Raw genomic sequence first — 15713 nt, 5'->3', positions numbered from 1 at the left:
CCGGTGTTTTGTCGCCAGGTCCGGAACGGGGTAGGAGACAACCCCGCGGAGTCGCACGCTTATGTCCGTCACCGGCTCTGCGGCGCACTTCGCGGCCGGTGGGTCGAAGTACGAAGACAGAAAGGGAATGTATGCGCTCCCCACGTTCATCGATCACACTGCTGGCGGCGGCAGCTGCCCTCGCCGTCTGCGCGTCCCCGGCGGCAGGAGAGACCCTGCCGTCATCGCCGTCGCACGGCACCGCGCTCGCCCAGCGCTCCCTGCCCACACCCGCGAAGTCCACGGAACCGAGCAGTGCGGTGAGCGACGCACGGCCGGCCCCGGGAGAGGTGACCCCGCTGGGCGAATGCTGGGTAGGCGGCCGTATCTGCGGCAACGTCTATAACCGTGACAACCGCTACAACCTGCTGATCACCAACCAGTGGGGAAAACACTACGATCGCTCCACTTGGCGCATCCTGCGGCCCGGGCAGAACGGTCACCACGTAGGCGTGCGCGACGTGGATGGCTACTGGGTGGGGCCGGGCTGCAAGGTGAAGCGGTCCCTGGGCCTGCGTACGGTCGGTCCCGGCTGGCACAAAGTCCGAAACGGCCAGAAGCTCCAGATCGTCGACATCCGCTGCTGAGGCTGGACTTGGCCACGTGGCTGGCTCGGGGGCTCTACTCCTGTATACAGCACGGCGACTCGGGTCTGAGCGGTCAGCTGGGACGCCACCCTCAAGAAGGTTTCCGGCCTCGGCCTCGGCCCCTGCGCCCGCTTCCCCGACCGCGCGCAAGAGGAGAGCCGTCGCCGCCCTCCCGTGGCTTTTCGCTAGCGTGGGGTAGCCGGTCGTGGTGAGGTTTGGCCAGTTGAGGAGAGGAACGTCTTTCATGCGTGCTCGGAACATAGGTGCGTCAGCCGCCACGGCGTTGGCGCTGGTGGCCGCCCGCGACCTCGTGCAGAAGAAGCACGCACTGCTGAGGAACTTCCCCGTGCTGGGGCACGCCAGGTACTTGCTGGAGAAGATCGGCCCCGAGCTGCGGCAGTACGTCGTGACCTCCAACGACGAGGAACGGCCCTTCAGCCGTGACCAGCGCAGTTGGATCTACGCGTCGGCGAAGGAGGAGAACAACTACTTCGGGTTCGGCACCGACAACGACGTCGAGCACGTGCAGGGGCACGCGTACGTGAAGCAGCGCACGTTCGCCGGCCGGCTGCCCGATCTGCGCGACGCGCAGGCGCCGTTGCCCTCGGCCAAGGTGCTCGGCGGACCACGAGGCCGCGCGAAGGCGTTCCGTCCGGCGAGCGTCGTCAACATCTCGGCGATGAGCTTCGGCTCGCTGTCCGGCGCGGCCGTCACGGCGCTCAACAAGGGCGCGGCGCTGGCCGGGACGATGCACAACACCGGCGAGGGCGGCCTGTCGCCTTACCACCTCAACGGTGGGGAACTCGTCCTCCAGATCGGTACGTCGTACTTCGGCTGCCGCAACGAGGACGGGACGTTCAACCTCGACAAGCTCAAGTCCGTGGTCGCGAGCGGGCCCGTCAAGGCGATCGAGATCAAGCTCTCGCAGGGCGCGAAGCCGGGGCTCGGCGGCATGCTGCCGAGCGCGAAGGTGACCGACGAGATCGCCGAGATCCGCGGCATCCCCGCGGGCAAGGACTGTGCGTCGCCGTCGCGGCATACCGCGTTCCACGATGTGGACTCGATGCTCGACTTCGTGGAACTGCTCGCCACGGAGACCGGATTGCCCGTCGGGATCAAGAGCGCCATCGGGGAAATGGGCTTCTGGGAGGAACTCGCCACCCTGATGGAGCGAGGTGATCGAGGGGTCGACTTCGTGACCATCGACGGAGGCGAGGGCGGCACCGGGGCTGCTCCCTTGATCTTCGCCGACTCGGTGGCCCTGCCGTTCCGCATGGGCTTCTCCCGCGTCTATAGCGTGTTCGCCGAGCGCGGGCTGAGCGACGACATCACCTTCATCGGCTCCGGCAAGCTCGGCCTGCCCGAGAACGCCGTCGTCGCGTTCGCCCTCGGCGTCGACATGGTCAACGTGGGCCGTGAGGCGATGCTGTCCATTGGCTGCATCCAGGCGCAGAAGTGCCACACCGACGCATGCCCCACCGGCATCGCCACCCAGAACCCGTGGCTGACGCGCGGCATCGACGCACCCTCGAAGGCCATCCGGGCCGCGGGCTACCTGCGCACCCTGCGCAGGGAGTTGCTGAGGGTCTCGGGCGCCGTCGGCGTCGCCCATCCCTCGCTCATCACCCCCACCGACATCGACATCCTCAACGGCGACTACGACGCCCGCACCCTGGCGAGCGTCTACGGCTACAAGGACGGCTGGGGCTCGCTCGGCCCCAAGCTCGCCGATGAGATCACCGAGCTGCTCATTGCCTGAGCACGTCCTTGCCCCTCGTCGGGTATGCGGAGATACGACTGCGGCCTGATCAGCACGCGACGTCACGAGTTTGCGCAGTCCTGTCCGGGGCGGTCCTTGGGGCGGGACGCTGCGCGCGTGGCGTGACAGCGGCCCGGGCAGCGCGGCCCGTACGGGGGTCGGGCCGCACCGCGCGGGCGGGTCAGAGCGCCGAGTCCAGGTGTCCGAGGTGGTCGATGAGGTTCATGTTCTCGGCGTAGTCCACCGGGCAGTTGATGATCGACACGCCCGGGTCCGCCAGTGCCTCACGGAGCGTGGGCAGCAGGTCCCCGGCGGAGGCGATGTGGTAGCCCTTCGCGCCGAAGCTGCGGGCGTACTGGACGATGTCGGGGTTGGTGAAGTCGGTGTTGGAGTTCTCCCCGACCTCCAGGTCCATCTTCCACTTGATGAGCCCGTAGCCGTTGTCCTGCCAGATCAGCACGGTCAGCGGGATGTTTTCGCGGACGGCTGTCTCGATCTCCTGGGAGTGCATGAGGAACGAGCCGTCGCCGACCGCCGCCAGCACCTTGGTCTGCGGCCTGGCGAGCTGGATCGCGAGCGCGCCGGGCAGCGCGAAGCCCATGGTGGACAGGCCGTTGGAGATGAGGCAGGTGTTCGGCGCGTACGTCGGGTAGAGCCGGGCCATCCACATCTTCAGCGCGCCGGTGTCGACCAGCACGATATCGTCGCGATCGAGCGCGGCGCGGGTGTCGGCGATGATGCGCTGCGGGGCCAGCGGGTAGCGCTCGTTGGCGGCGCCCTGCGCGAGTTCCTTTGCCAGCAGTGCGCGGGTGGCCGTGGTGTCCTTGTCGTCGATGGTCCAGCGCAGGCCGTCGAGTTCGGTGGCCAGGGCGTCGAGGGAGGCGGCGATGTCGCCGATGATGCCGACGTCGACCGAGTAGCTGTCGTCCACCTCCGCCGGGAAGCGGTGGATGTGGATGATCTTCTTGTCACCGTCCGGGTTGATCCGGGACGGGTCGAACTCCTGCAGTTCGTAGCCGACGGCGATGACGACGTCGGCCTCCTCGAACCCGAAGTTGGTGTAGTCGCGCCGCATGAAGCCGAACGTGCCGGTCGCGCACGGGTGGTCGTCGGGCAGGACGCCCTTGCCGTGGAAGGTGGTCGCCGTCGACACGTCCAGCGCGGTGGCAAACGCCGTCAGCGACTCCTGGGCGCCGCCGCGCGCCGCGCCGTGTCCGGCCAGGATCACCGGCCGGCGGGCGTTGCGCAGCAGCTCCGCCGCCCGCTTGATCTGCTGCGGGGACGGCGCCTCGGGCTGCACGACGTCCCTGCGCAGCGGGCGCAGGTCCGAGCCGTCCGTCGCCTCGTCGACATCCTCGGGCACGGCGAGGTAGACGGCGCCGGGCCGCTCGGACTCCGCTGTCTTGAACGCGCGCCGCACCATCTCCGGGATGGCCCCGGTGGCCGGGACGTCCGCCGACCACTTCGTGACCGGGGCGAACATGCTCACCAGGTCCACGAACTGGTGGGACTCCTTGTAGTTGCGCTCCTTGCCGACCTGCGCGGTGATCGCGACGACGGGCGTGCTGTTCGTCATGGCGTCGGCGACGCCCAGCATCAGGTTGATCGCGCCGGGCCCCAGCGTCGCGGACATCACCCCCGCCGAGCCGGTGAGCCGGCCGTGCATCTCCGCCATGAAGGACGCGGCCTGCTCGTGCCGGGTCAGGACGTAGCGGATCTTCTCCGAGCGGGCGAGGGCGTTGGTGAAACGGATGTTCTCCTCACCGGGCACGCCGAACACCACCTCGACGCCCTCGTTCTCCAGGCAGCGAACCAGGAGTTCGGCCGCTCCGTCGGGGGTCTGCTTCCGGTGCTCGGCGTCGCTCACGCTGATCGTGTCCTCTCCCGGGTTTCGGCCGCGCCGATGGGCGGACCGGTCAGTCGTCTACCCCGGCCCACCGCTCGGACGCCTGCGGACCGGTCTTACGAGCCAGACCCTCAGCATCCAGGTCCTCTTTCGCTACTACGCCAAGTTTCTGGCCGAGGCGCGGAACCATGCCAACAGTCTGATTGAGGAGTCGATGCGATGGTGGGAGAGGCAGGACCGCAGTGCAGAAGACACATGAGCCGGGCCTTGGCCCGGAAATGCCCCAGAACAGCTGGTCAGAGGTGGGATAGCAGTGGGATATATCGGGAGTTACTTCGCGACACCCCCTACGTCTTAAGAGGTGCTCAGGGCGGGCGCCTAACAGGTGAAACGCCTGGTCAGACGCCCTTTCCCTGACGCCTAGAAGAACCCCAGCTTCTTCGGCGAATACGACACCAGGAGGTTCTTCGTCTGCTGGTAGTGCTCCAGCATCATCTTGTGCGTCTCGCGCCCGATCCCGGACTGCTTGTAGCCGCCGAACGCCGCATGCGCGGGGTACGCGTGGTAGCAGTTCGTCCACACTCGGCCCGCCTGGATCGCACGGCCCGCCCGGTAGGCGGTGTTCATGTCGCGTGTCCAGACTCCGGCCCCCAGGCCGTACAGCGTGTCGTTGGCGGTCTTGATGGCGTCGTCGAAGTCGCTGAACGACGCGACCGAGACGACCGGGCCGAAGATCTCCTCCTGGAAGATCCGCATGCGGTTGTCGCCCTCGAAGATGGTCGGCTGGACGTAATAGCCGCCGGCCAATTCCCCGTCGTACGTGATGCGCTGACCACCTGTCAGGACCTTGGCGCCCTCCTGCTGGCCGATGTCCAGGTAGGAGAGGATCTTCTCCAGCTGGTCGTTGGAGGCCTGGGCGCCGATCATCGTGTCGGTGTCCAGCGGGTGCCCCGGCACGATCTGCTCGGTGCGGGCGACCGCAGCCTCCATGAACTCGCTGTAGTGACCCCGCTGGACGAGAGCACGCGACGGGCAGGTACAGACCTCGCCGTTGTTGAGAGCGAACATCGTGAAGCCCTCGAGCGCCTTGTCACGGAAGTCGTCGTTGGCGGCCCAGACGTCGTCGAAGAAGATGTTCGGCGACTTCCCGCCCAGCTCCAGCGTCACCGGCTTGATGTTCTCGGATGCGTACTGCATGATCAGCCGCCCCGTCGTGGTCTCACCGGTGAAGGCGACCTTCGCGACGCGCGGGCTCGAGGCGAGGGGCTTGCCCGCCTCGACGCCGAAGCCGTTGATGATGTTGACGACGCCCGGCGGCAGCAGGTCGGACACCAGGCTCATCCAGTAGTGGATGGAGGCCGGGGTCTGCTCGGCGGGCTTGAGGACGACCGCGTTGCCCGCGGCGAGCGCCGGCGCGAGCTTCCATGTGGCCATCAGGATGGGGAAGTTCCACGGGATGATCTGCGCGACGACACCGAGCGGCTCATGGAAGTGGTACGCGATGGTGTCCTCGTCCACCTCGCTCAGCGACCCCTCCTGCGCGCGGATGACCCCCGCGAAATAGCGGAAGTGGTCGATGGCGAGCGGGATGTCGGCGGCCAGCGTCTCGCGGACCGGCTTCCCGTTCTCCCAGCTCTCGGCCACCGCGAGGCTCTCGAGGTTCGCCTCCATACGGTCGGCGATCTTCCTTAGGACGTCGGCGCGTTCGGTCGCGGAGGTGCGGCCCCAGGCGGGCGCGGCGGCGTGAGCGGCATCCAGGGCGCGCTCCACGTCCTCGGCCGTGCCCCGGGCGATCTCGGTGAAGGGCTGACCGTTGATCGGGCTCGGGTTCTCGAAGTACTGGCCGCGGGCGGGCGGGACGTACTCGCCGCCGATGAAGTGGTCGTAGCGGGACTGGTAGGAGACAACTGCTCCGTCGGTGCCGGGCGCTGCGTAACGGGTCATTCTGGTGGCCTCCCGGGGAAGGCTGCCCGCCGTTGGGCAGCTCTCGCCCGGAGGCTAGGAGCGCCGACGTTGCAGGTACGTTGCGTAAGCCGATCGGCGGCTGGTTCGCTCGTGACCGGGCGGGCGGGCGGGCGGGCGGGCGGTTCGGCTTCGGGTGCGGTGGGCTGTGTCTGCTCTGAGGGGGCTGCGGGTCCTGCGGGTCCTGCGGGTCCTGCGGGTTCAGCGGTTCCTTGCGGGTACGTCGACTGCGTGGCCGCCCGGCGGTCGACGAGGGAGCGTTGACCCCTGTCCCTGCCAGCGCCCGCCCGCGTCCGTATCGGGGCGGGCGGCGATGATCCTGCGTTCGGGCCCGGCCCCGGGGAGCCTGGCACAGGGCGCCCGCCGCCCGGCGTTCAGCCCGGCCGGGCCGCGGCAGCCAGCTCCGCGTCCAGCTCTCGGAGGCGGGCCAGTACCGGTGGGCTCGGGCGTACCTGCGCCAGCGCGTGCCACACCGCGAGGTCGTCCTCGCCCCACGGGGTGTGCGCCCAGTCGGCCAGGAGATCGGGGTCGCGGCGTGCGATGAGCGCCGCCCGCAGCTGATCGGCGAGCCTGCGCCGCAGCCGCGTCACGGCAGGCGCCTGCGAAGCGGGCAGGAGCGGGCCGGCGTACGCGGCGGCGGCCGCGGTGACAGCCCCCGAACCGAGCCGACGCTCGACGGCGTCGACGTCCGACTCGACCGACACCGCGAGCCGATACGGGCGCGACCTCAGCAGCTCCGGCCCCAGAAGACGTCGCAGCCTGGCCAGTTCGGCCCGCAGCGTCACCGGCGTCACCGACTCGTCCTCGTACAGCGCGCACAGCAGCTCGTCCCCGGTCAGCCCCTCCGGGTGGCGGGCCAGCAGGACGAGGATCTCGCTGTGCCTGCGGCTCAGCCGTATCTTGCGGCCGCCGGTCAGCAACAGCGCCTCATCACGGCCGAGTGCGGTGAGAGCCGCGGTGTCCCTGCTGTCCACCGGTGGCGACAGCAGCGCCAGTTGGGATTCTGCTGCCCGAGCGACCGCCTGCACGAAGGCCAGGCTGTGCGGATGCGCGAGACCGTCGCCCCCGGTGATGTCCACCGCCCCGATCAACCGCCCGGTCCGCGGATCGTGCACCGGAGCCGCCGCGCACGTCCACGGCTGGACGCGCCGGATGAAGTGCTCCGCGGCGAACACCTGCACCGGTCGGTCCAACGCCACCGCCGTGCCCGGGGCGTTCGTCCCCATCGCGGACTCCGCCCACCGGGCACCCGGTACGAAGTTCATCCGCCCCGCCTTCTGCCGGGTCGCGGAGTGCCCCTCGACCCACAGCAGCCTGCCGTTCGCGTCGCACACCGCGAGGAGATGCTCACCGTCCATCGCGAACGTGCCCATCAGCTCACGGAACAGCGGCATCACCCCCGCCAGCGGATGCTCGGCCCGGTACGAACCGAGATCCCCGTCGGTGAGCTCCACCATCGCGCCGGTGTCCTCCGGGCTGACCCTGGCCCTGGCCGAACGCCGCCACGAGTCGGCCACCACGGACCGGACCGGCCGCGTGACCGTCCCCGCCTCGGTGAACCTCTCATGGGCGCGGCGCAGCACCCGCACCCGCTCGGCCGGATCGGCACCGGAATCCAGGGCCACCCATGGTTCGGTCAACTCGGCCTCCCGGGACGGCGATGCGGTGCTGCCATCGTCGCCCCGCGAGCGTGCCCCGACAAGCGCCCCGACAGGCACCACGGCATCAGGCGACCGGCGTCAAGCAGAGTTGACCAGTCGGATGTAGCGCGTCCAGTCCCAGTGCGGCCCCGGATCGGTGTGGTCGGTGCCGGGTACTTCGACGTGCCCGATGATGTGCTTGCGGTCCTTGGGAATGTCGTACGTATCGCAGATGGCCGAGGTCAGCAGCGCGGACTGCTCGTACATCGCGGCGGTGAAGTACTCGGGCTGGTCCACCCATCCTTCGTGCTCGATGCCGATGCTGCGGGTGTTGTAGTTCCAGTTCCCCGCGTGCCAGCCGACGTTGCGTTCGCGGACGCACTGGGCGACATGGCCGTCCTTGGAGCGCACCACGTAGTGGGCCGACACCTTCTTCGCCGAGTTCTGGAAGATGGCGAGCGTGTCGGCGTAGGTCTCCTGGGTGACGTGGACGATCACGTATTCGACGGGATAGGTGCTGGGGCGGTTGGCGGCCGTGTAGTTGGAGGTGCTTGCCGGAACCCACTCGGCGAGCGGATAGTCGACCGCCCGAGGTCGGGCCGTGGCGCGGGTCGCGGGAAGAAGCGCGGCGGGAAGGGCGGCCAGGGCCGCTCCTTGCAACAGCCCGCGCCTGCTGGGAAACCGTCTGGCTCGATCCATGGCCGGCCAACCTCTCGGTGGGGGGAACAGCTGGACTCTTCAGTGGGGCGGCACCTTGGCCGTCGCTCGCGGCCGCGCGTACAGCCCCCGGTGAGTTTCACGCGCGAGAAGCCACTCCTTGCGGATCTCGGCCAGGCACGTGTAGTTGGTGTCGCAGACGGTGGCGAGCGGCGACTCGGCGCCGGTGGGGAGGATGTGGGTGTCGGATTCCAGGTCTGTGCTCCGCTACACCTGAATCCCCCGATCCACGTGGACACGAAACCGCCGTCGGGGCGATGTCGTCCTGCCTCAATTACGTTACGGCGAAGGCTGGTTGAGGCGGAAGGGTGCAGCCTGAATCTGTGTACAGCACCGTGATTGTGGATAACGCGGCCACCCTTGAGGGGGACAAGGAGGACAAGGGGGGGAGGAGGCCGGGCGACCCTGGGGCCAGGGGCGCCCGAAGGGGCAGGGAGCCCGTGGGCAAGGGCGAACCGGCCGTGCTCAGCCCAGGGCGGCTGCCCCCACAGCGGCCTGCTCCTCGGCGCGAGTACGGGCGCTCGCGGCCTGAACCGTGTCCCCGAGCCGGTCGGCCAGCCGGGCGCGGGCCCGCCAGTTGTAGGGGCAGATGGGGCGCAGGTTGATGCGCTCGCTGAGCAAGGTGCGCGCCAGATCGTGCCGGCCGGAGCGGATGGCTGCCTCCACCAGGGTGCGCTGAACGGCGTCGCGCTGGGCGTGGCTGCCGCCGAAGGAATTGAGGCGGTAGCGGATCGGGGCGAGCAGCTCGACCACGCGGTCGTACTGCCGCTGCCGGTAGGCGATGAGTGCGCGGCACACCGGGATCCCGATCTCGAGCGTCATCGCGTGGTTCGACACCGCCGCATCGGTTCGGGCGATCCACAGCTCGCGGTCCTTCACCAGCCGCTCGGCATCGGAGAGCCGCCCGGCCCCCGCGTACGCCATCACGGCATGGACGTCGTTGAAGGCATAGTGGGCGCCTACCTCACGCCCGGCCCACGCCTGGGCGAGCACCGCCCAGCGCGGCTCGACGTCGATGTCGGCAAGGAGCAGCCGCCACAACAGGGCGGAGGCGTCCAGCAGTTCCATGGCAACGGGCTGCGAAGCCTCGTTGTGGAGGGTGTTGTCGTAGACGCCGAGGACCCGTTCAATGCTTCCCGCCTCCAACGCGTACAGGGCGTAGTGCCACGCGTTGTGCACGGAAAGGTAGTTCCCGTCGGCCCAGTCCTCGGTCCGTGCGTCCAAATAGCGGATTCCTTCGCCGAACAGCCCCCGCATCTCGTACGTGTGGACGACCGCGTGGATGCCCCACACATCCCGTGGATGGCGTTCGACCGCTCGCAGCCCGATCTCCTCGGCGTGGCCGTAGCGCCCGGCCTCTTCGAGCCCGAAGGCGTACATCCCCAGAAGAGGGCCGAAATGCGGGTCGTCACTGTCCCACGCGGAGAGCGCGCCACCGACCCGGTCGCGCAGCCGCTGGGCGTCGCCCGTGAAGAAGTCGATCTGATGACCGACGGCCAGGGCGAGGGCGTCACGAGGGAACTCGGTACTGATCTCGCCGAGGATGGCGCCGGCCCGCAGCATGTCCCCGTCCAGCCACGACTCTGCAGCCGCCGCGTGCATCCTCTCGCGCGGTGAAAGCCCGGCAAGATCGAGGGTGTCGCGGTACGCCGCGAAAGACCGCCGGGCCTCGGCCGCTTCCTGCTCCTCGGTGCCGAGGAGGCCGAGGTAGGCGCTGAAAACGTGCGCCATCGCGGAATCCGGGGACGCGGCCACCATGGCCTGCGTCTCGTCGGCGACTTCCTCGCGGAAGAACAACAGTGCGTCGAGTGCCCGCTCGTAGTGGCGCGCGGCTTCGTCGCCGGTGCCGCTCAGGACGTGCGCATGCCGGTCCATTTCCATCGCTGTCCCCTCTCCCGTCGGCTCTGTCCGGTCTGTTGAGTCTGTTCAGCTCAGTCCGTTCAGTCTCGCGATTCTGCCCGCGCGATACGAGAGCGACGCTCGGTTCACCGGAACGACATACTGCCGAACCGAACTCCGATTCCCCTTCGGCACTTCCGGTCTTCGGCTCCTCGCCCCTTGGCGCGCAGCACATACCGACGTTCCTTGGCCCCGGAGCCGTCACGGCTTCCGCGTGTTCCAGCCGGTCACCGCGGCCAGCAGCACGACCACCGGTACCAGCAGAAGCGCCGCCCTGCTTCCCTCGTCCGCCGCGATGTACGCGAACACGGCCGCGCCCACCGCTCCACCCACCATGTCGAAACTGCTCAGCCAGGACATCGTCTCGGTGACGCGCCCCTCAGGTGCGAGGTCGCCGCCTGTAGTGCGCAACGTCGCGAAGGCGCAGCCGATGACCAGACCGGCCAGCGGGCAGACCATGAGCACCGCGAGAGGCGACACCGCCGTGGCCAACGTCAGCGCACCGGTCCCTGCCGCGAAAACACAGAGCAGCACGGAGATCTTGGGACCACGGGACAGCAGATTCGGTGCGGCGCCCAGGGCGAGGCTGCCGAGAACGCTGCCGACGGAAAGAAAACCCAGGTACAGACCGGTGAACCCGGCCGCGTGGTATTCCCGTGCGTAGATCGGCAGCACCACGTCCACCGCGGTCACCGCCATGACGAACAGGGCGTCCGCGACCAGCAGGCGCCGCAGGGGAGCCGAGGTCAGAGGGCCGAGCCAGTGCCCGGCCCGTGCGGAACGTGGCGGCGGGTTCGCTGAGTTGATCAGCAGGCCGACCGCGGCGGCCGTCACCAGTGCCACGACTACGAAGGGCGCGATCGGTGAGACGGAAAGACTCAGCAAGCTGGCGAGCACAGGACCGGTGATCAGCGCGGCCCCCATCATCGACGAGTCGAGGGCCATCGCGCTGGCCAGCCTCCCCATGTCCCTGGGGCTGCCTCTGGAGCCGTCCGTGGACCCGCCCGTGGTGCCGCGATGCCATACGGAGCGCATCATGACGGCGACCGGCGGGGCGCTCGCTCCCATGCCCGCGGCGAGCGCCAGGATCGCGGCGAAGGACCCGCCGCCGCGTACCACCAGGACCAGGAGCAGCGTGACCGTCAGATACGCGACAAGACAGCCCAGCAGCACGGGACGGGCAGAGAGACGGTCGATGAGCCGACCCCGCAGGGGAGCGGTGACACCTTGACCGACCGCCAAGCCGCTCACCGCGAGGCCCGCGGTTCCGTACGAGTGGTCCCGCCCGACCAGGAGCAGCAGACTCAATCCGACCATGCTGGGCGGCAGTTTCGAGACCATGCCGATGGTGGCGAGCCGCCAGAAGCCGGGTACGTTCCTCAGGTCCCGGTAACTGGAGAGAAGTCGCCGCGATGAGGTATCGGTCCGTTCGGCGGGGCCGTCGGCACGGGCCGAACGGGTCCGGCTCGCGATTGACCGGCCCACTATCGAGGCGTTCGGGCACGCAGGGCCAGGAGGGCCCAGTCGAGCACCGGCGCCAGACTCTCCGGCGGGGGCCAGCCGTTGATCACCGCGAGGAGTGTCAGATAGCGGTCCCTGCGAGGGTCGTCCATGGTCTCCAAGCGGGTCACCAGACGCCGCCGGAGGGCGACATCGTCGGGGAGGCCGAGGATGTGTGCGTAGTGCGTCGTGAGCGCTGCGACGATGGGCTCGGCCTCGGGCGAAGCGGGGTCGGCGCCTGCCGCCAGGGCCGGGGTGACCTTCGCGCGCAGGGCCTCGGCGAGGACGCGGGGCATACCGGTGCTGTCGTCGGGGGCGCGATCGGCCGCCAGGTCTCTGGCCATGCCCTGCATCGTGGAGCGGAACCCCGGATCCTGGAACAGCTCGGCCAGTTCCACCCATGCCTCGACCTGCTCGACCTCGGGGTCGTCGGGCAGTTCGGGGGTGAGGGAGCGGGTGACCGCCGCGAAGGCAGGGTGGTCGTACAGGCTGTCGAAGACGGCGCCCAGGAAATCGTCGATCAGACGTTGGCGTTCGTCCTCGGAGAGCTTGGCGAGCTTGTGCATGAGTTCCAACTCCTCAGGCGTGGACCCGCGCTTGGCCACCGCAGTCAGGACCGCGCGCCTCAGGCGCAGCACACGGATCTGTACCTCCAGCGCATCAGCGTGCGCTGCGGCGACCTCGGGGAGCGAGACCTCACGGTCCACGACCTTCCGGATCGTGGGAAGGTCGAGCCCCAGGTCGCGCAGGGTGCGTACGAGATCAAGGCGGGCGACGGCATCGGTGCCGTACAAGCGGTAGCCGGCCGGGCTGCGGTCGGCGGGCGGCACGATTCCCGCGTCGGAGTAGAACCGGACGGTCTTGACCGTCAGTCCGGTCCGCCGCGCCAGATCACCGATCGAGTAGAGCGTGTCGCCGTTCATGTCCCCACCTTCACGTCTCCCCCTACTGGAGACTCAAGCCTCGTCACCCACGGGGATGGAGCGCAGTATTTACTGCCGCAGTACCTCCTGCGCATCTGCGGGCTTCAGGGCGGTGAGCAGGTGCCGGATCGCTGGGGACAGCGGCCCCGGCCGCATGGCGAGGCTGACGGTCGAGCGCGCACCGAGCAGCGGCCTGAAGGCGATACGGCGGGCCGGGGGCACCTCACCGGCGAGGTCGAAGACGGTCCAGGACTCCGCGCCGCTCGCGGAATCCGCTGCGATCGCCGTCAGAGTCTCCTGCAAGGTGGTGAAGTGCGGGCCGGCCGGCACATCGATGCCGGAGGTTCGCAGCAACCCCGTAACCAGGTCATGGAAGGCGGGATTCCGGCCCCGCGGGGCCAACCGCAGGGGCAGGCCCGCGAGATCGGTCGGTTCGAGACGCGGCAAGGCCGCCAGTGGATGCGTCGCGGGCAGAGCCACGATCAACGGGTCGTCCCAGACCGGCACCGCCGCCAGGCCTCGCGGCGGTCCCTCACCCCGGACGAGCGCGGCATCCAACTCCCCACTCCGTAGGGCGTCGATACGCCGCTCACGGGCCTCTTGGACCAACCGGACCCGAAGTCCCGGAACGCGCTCCGACAGCACGTCGAGGGCGGGGTGCACGCGTTCCGCGAACGCTCGGGCAGTGCCGAGCCGCAACACCCCCTGCCCACCGGAGACGATCTCAGCGGCCACATGACCCACGCGGGCAGCGGCGGCGAGCGCGGTCCGCACCTCCGGCAGCAGCCGTTCTCCGGCCGCTGTCAGGCCCACTCGGCGGGTGGTCCGGTCGAAGAGGCGTACGCCCAGCTCGCGCTCGAGGCGGGCGATCTGTTGGCTCACCGAGGCCTGCACGACATGAAGCCGCACGGCTGCCCGGCCGAAGCCGCCCTCGTCCGCGACCGCTACGAAGTACTCGAGTTGCCGAAGCTCCACTGCCGTCGCCGCCCCTCCCGCATCCGGTCGCACCCCGCCATTCATCAGTGCAAGTGATCACTGTCTTCGTGAACGGCTTCTTGGACGCGCTGTGTTCCCGCGATGGACTTAACCGCACGACCACCACGCAGCCCGAAGGAGCACGACATGCCCCGCAAACCGCAAGCCATGATCGTCCACGAACGGGACGCGGAGGAAGTGTCCCTGCCCGGAGGCGGCCGATTCCATCTGCTCGAGGACAGTCGAGCGACCGGCGGCCTCCTGGGAGCCAACCGGCTTGTCCTGCCCCCCGGGGCAGACGGAACGCGCCCGCACCGCCATCGCCTGTCGACGGAGCTCTTCTATGTGCTCGACGGCACCATGGAGTTTTTGGTCGACGACACCCTGACGGCCGTCGGCAAGGGCGCACTGATCGTGGTGCCGCCCGGCACGGTGCATGCTTTCGGAGCGTCGGCCGACGGTCCGGCGGAGTTCTTCGCCGTGCTCACCCCGGGGATCGAACGGTTCGGGTACTTCCGGCAGCTGGGGCGCATCGCCAGAGGCGAGGCGGGCTGGGACAGCATGGACGACCTCCACGAGAGGTACGACGTGCATTTCGTCGGGGGATCGCGGTGGCGATGACACCGCACTGACCCCGATCGGAAGCCCGGTCCTTACGCCGCCGCACCCGCCGGATCGTCGAGCACCGCCCGTACCACCGAGTGCGCGGCCCCCAGCAAGGGGCCGTCGGAGCCCAGCCCGGAGACAGCGACGTCGCACGCCGTGCCCGCTGTGCGGCGCCTCAACTCGACCTCCAGTGAGGGCAGCAGCCACGGCGCGAGGCGCGACAGGGCTCCGCCCAGCACCACCGAGCGCGGGTCCAGCAGATTGACCGCACCGGTGAGGGCGATGCCCAGCGCTGTTCCGGCGCCGTGCAGCGCGTTGCGTACGTTCTCGTCGCCCTGCGCGGCGCGCTCCGCGAGCAGGACGACGCGGTCCGCGCCCGGGTCGAGGCCCGCCGCGCGCAGCACCGCCTCCTCGCCCGCGTACTGCTCCAGGCAGCCACGGCCGCCGCACGGACATGCCGGGCCGTCGGGCCACACCGGGACGTGCCCCAACTCGCCCGCGAAGCCACGTGTCCCGCGCAGCAGCCGCCCGTCGACGACCAGCGCGGCGCCGATGCCGATCTCCGCCGAGACGTGCAGGAAGTCCTGCGGCGCCTCGTCGCCGAGCCACAGCTCGGCCAGAGCCCCGAAGTTGGCCTCGTTGTCCACCGTCAGCGGCAGCCTGCCCGGCAGCAGCGTGCCGAGGTCGACGTCGTGCCAGTCGAGGTTGGGGGCGCGGACCACCGTCCCCGTGCCGCGGGCGACGAGGCCCGGCACGGCGACGGCCAGGCCCGCGGGACGCAGCCCGGCGAGCTGGGCTTCGTCGGTCACCTGCCGCACCAGGGAGATGAGTTCCTTGAGGACCGGGTGGGGAGCGCGCCCCCTGTTGTCGCCCTGTCGCACGGCACGCGCGCGTACTTCCCCGCGCAAGTCGACGACGCACACCGAGAGATGGTCGACGCCCACTTCAGCGCCGATGCCGGCGGGTCCGCTCCTGCTGACCGCGAGTGCGGAGCCGGGGCGGCCCACCTTGCCGGGACGCTCGGGGCCCAGCTCGTCCAGGAGCCCGGAGCGGGTCAATTCGTCCACCAGGGTGGAGACGGCGGCCCGTGTCAGACCGATCCGGGTGGCCACGGCGGCACGGGAGAGCGGCCCGTGCGCCGCGACGGCGTGCATGACGCGGGAGAGGTTGCGGCGGCGCATCCCCTGTTGGGTGTCGGGCAGCGGGGCTCCGGACGTGCCCTGGCGCGCGTCGTGCGGTGGTGCGGTCATGCCCCCGTCA

12 protein-coding genes and 1 pseudogene are annotated in these 15713 nt (G+C 69.6%); 3 read left to right on the top strand and 10 right to left on the bottom strand.

Features of this window, described 5'->3' with window-relative positions; genetic code table 11:
* Positions 1–131 precede the first annotated feature (131 nt).
* The gene (locus tag ACFUPX_RS10695; protein WP_383319357.1) at positions 132–626 is read left to right on the top strand and encodes a hypothetical protein; all 495 of its coding nucleotides are present in this window, start codon (positions 132–134) and stop codon (positions 624–626) included.
* A 244-nt stretch (positions 627–870) separates the two neighbouring features.
* Positions 871–2385, top strand: coding sequence for a glutamate synthase-related protein (locus ACFUPX_RS10690; RefSeq protein WP_383319354.1), 1515 nt, complete (start codon positions 871–873; stop codon positions 2383–2385).
* A 181-nt stretch (positions 2386–2566) separates the two neighbouring features.
* Here the strand turns inward: ACFUPX_RS10690 and ACFUPX_RS10685 are convergent, their stop codons facing one another.
* The 9 genes and pseudogenes from ACFUPX_RS10685 to ACFUPX_RS10645 form a co-directional block, all read right to left on the bottom strand.
* Entirely contained in the window at positions 2567–4252 is a 1686-nt protein-coding gene (locus ACFUPX_RS10685) for an acetolactate synthase large subunit (protein WP_383319351.1), read from the bottom strand.
* Between the two features lie 399 nt (positions 4253–4651).
* Entirely contained in the window at positions 4652–6175 is a 1524-nt protein-coding gene (locus ACFUPX_RS10680; RefSeq protein WP_383319348.1) for an aldehyde dehydrogenase family protein, read from the bottom strand.
* Positions 6176–6567: 392 nt separating this feature from the next.
* Complete coding sequence (locus tag ACFUPX_RS10675; protein ID WP_383319345.1) at positions 6568–7833, bottom strand: GAF domain-containing protein; 1266 nt, start codon at positions 7831–7833, stop codon at positions 6568–6570.
* Positions 7834–7932: 99 nt separating this feature from the next.
* Positions 7933–8532 (bottom strand): N-acetylmuramoyl-L-alanine amidase, encoded by a 600-nt coding sequence (locus ACFUPX_RS10670; RefSeq protein ID WP_383319342.1) that lies wholly within the window; start codon positions 8530–8532, stop codon positions 7933–7935.
* 39 nt (positions 8533–8571) lie between these two features.
* A pseudogene (locus tag ACFUPX_RS10665) lies at positions 8572–8718 on the bottom strand (acetamidase); the annotation flags it as partial.
* Positions 8719–9015: 297 nt separating this feature from the next.
* Positions 9016–10431 carry a tetratricopeptide repeat protein gene (locus tag ACFUPX_RS10660; RefSeq protein WP_383319339.1) on the bottom strand — a complete coding sequence of 472 codons (1416 nt, stop codon included), beginning with the start codon at positions 10429–10431 and terminating at the stop codon, positions 9016–9018.
* 219 nt (positions 10432–10650) lie between these two features.
* Positions 10651–11766 (bottom strand): MFS transporter, encoded by a 1116-nt coding sequence (locus tag ACFUPX_RS10655; RefSeq protein WP_383319337.1) that lies wholly within the window; start codon positions 11764–11766, stop codon positions 10651–10653.
* Positions 11767–11933: 167 nt separating this feature from the next.
* A complete protein-coding gene (locus ACFUPX_RS10650) occupies positions 11934–12872 on the bottom strand; it encodes a MerR family transcriptional regulator (protein WP_383319334.1) in 939 nt (312 codons plus the stop codon).
* Positions 12873–12941: 69 nt separating this feature from the next.
* Positions 12942–13847 (bottom strand): LysR substrate-binding domain-containing protein, encoded by a 906-nt coding sequence (locus tag ACFUPX_RS10645; RefSeq protein WP_383319331.1) that lies wholly within the window; start codon positions 13845–13847, stop codon positions 12942–12944.
* Between the two features lie 147 nt (positions 13848–13994).
* Here ACFUPX_RS10645 and ACFUPX_RS10640 point away from each other — a divergent pair, with 147 nt between their 5' ends.
* The gene (locus ACFUPX_RS10640) at positions 13995–14468 is read left to right on the top strand and encodes a cupin domain-containing protein (RefSeq protein ID WP_383319328.1); all 474 of its coding nucleotides are present in this window, start codon (positions 13995–13997) and stop codon (positions 14466–14468) included.
* 32 nt (positions 14469–14500) lie between these two features.
* On the opposite strand, the gene ACFUPX_RS10635 is transcribed toward ACFUPX_RS10640, so the two are convergent.
* A complete protein-coding gene (locus ACFUPX_RS10635) occupies positions 14501–15703 on the bottom strand; it encodes an ROK family protein (RefSeq protein WP_383319325.1) in 1203 nt (400 codons plus the stop codon).
* Positions 15704–15713 lie beyond the last annotated feature (10 nt).

The sequence above is a fragment of the Streptomyces sp. NPDC057302 genome, from assembly GCF_042667685.1.
Classification (GTDB): Bacteria; Actinomycetota; Actinomycetes; order Streptomycetales; family Streptomycetaceae; genus Streptomyces.
The sequence above is the reverse complement of the archived record's forward strand: the minus strand, read 5'-3'. Positions and strand labels throughout refer to the sequence as shown.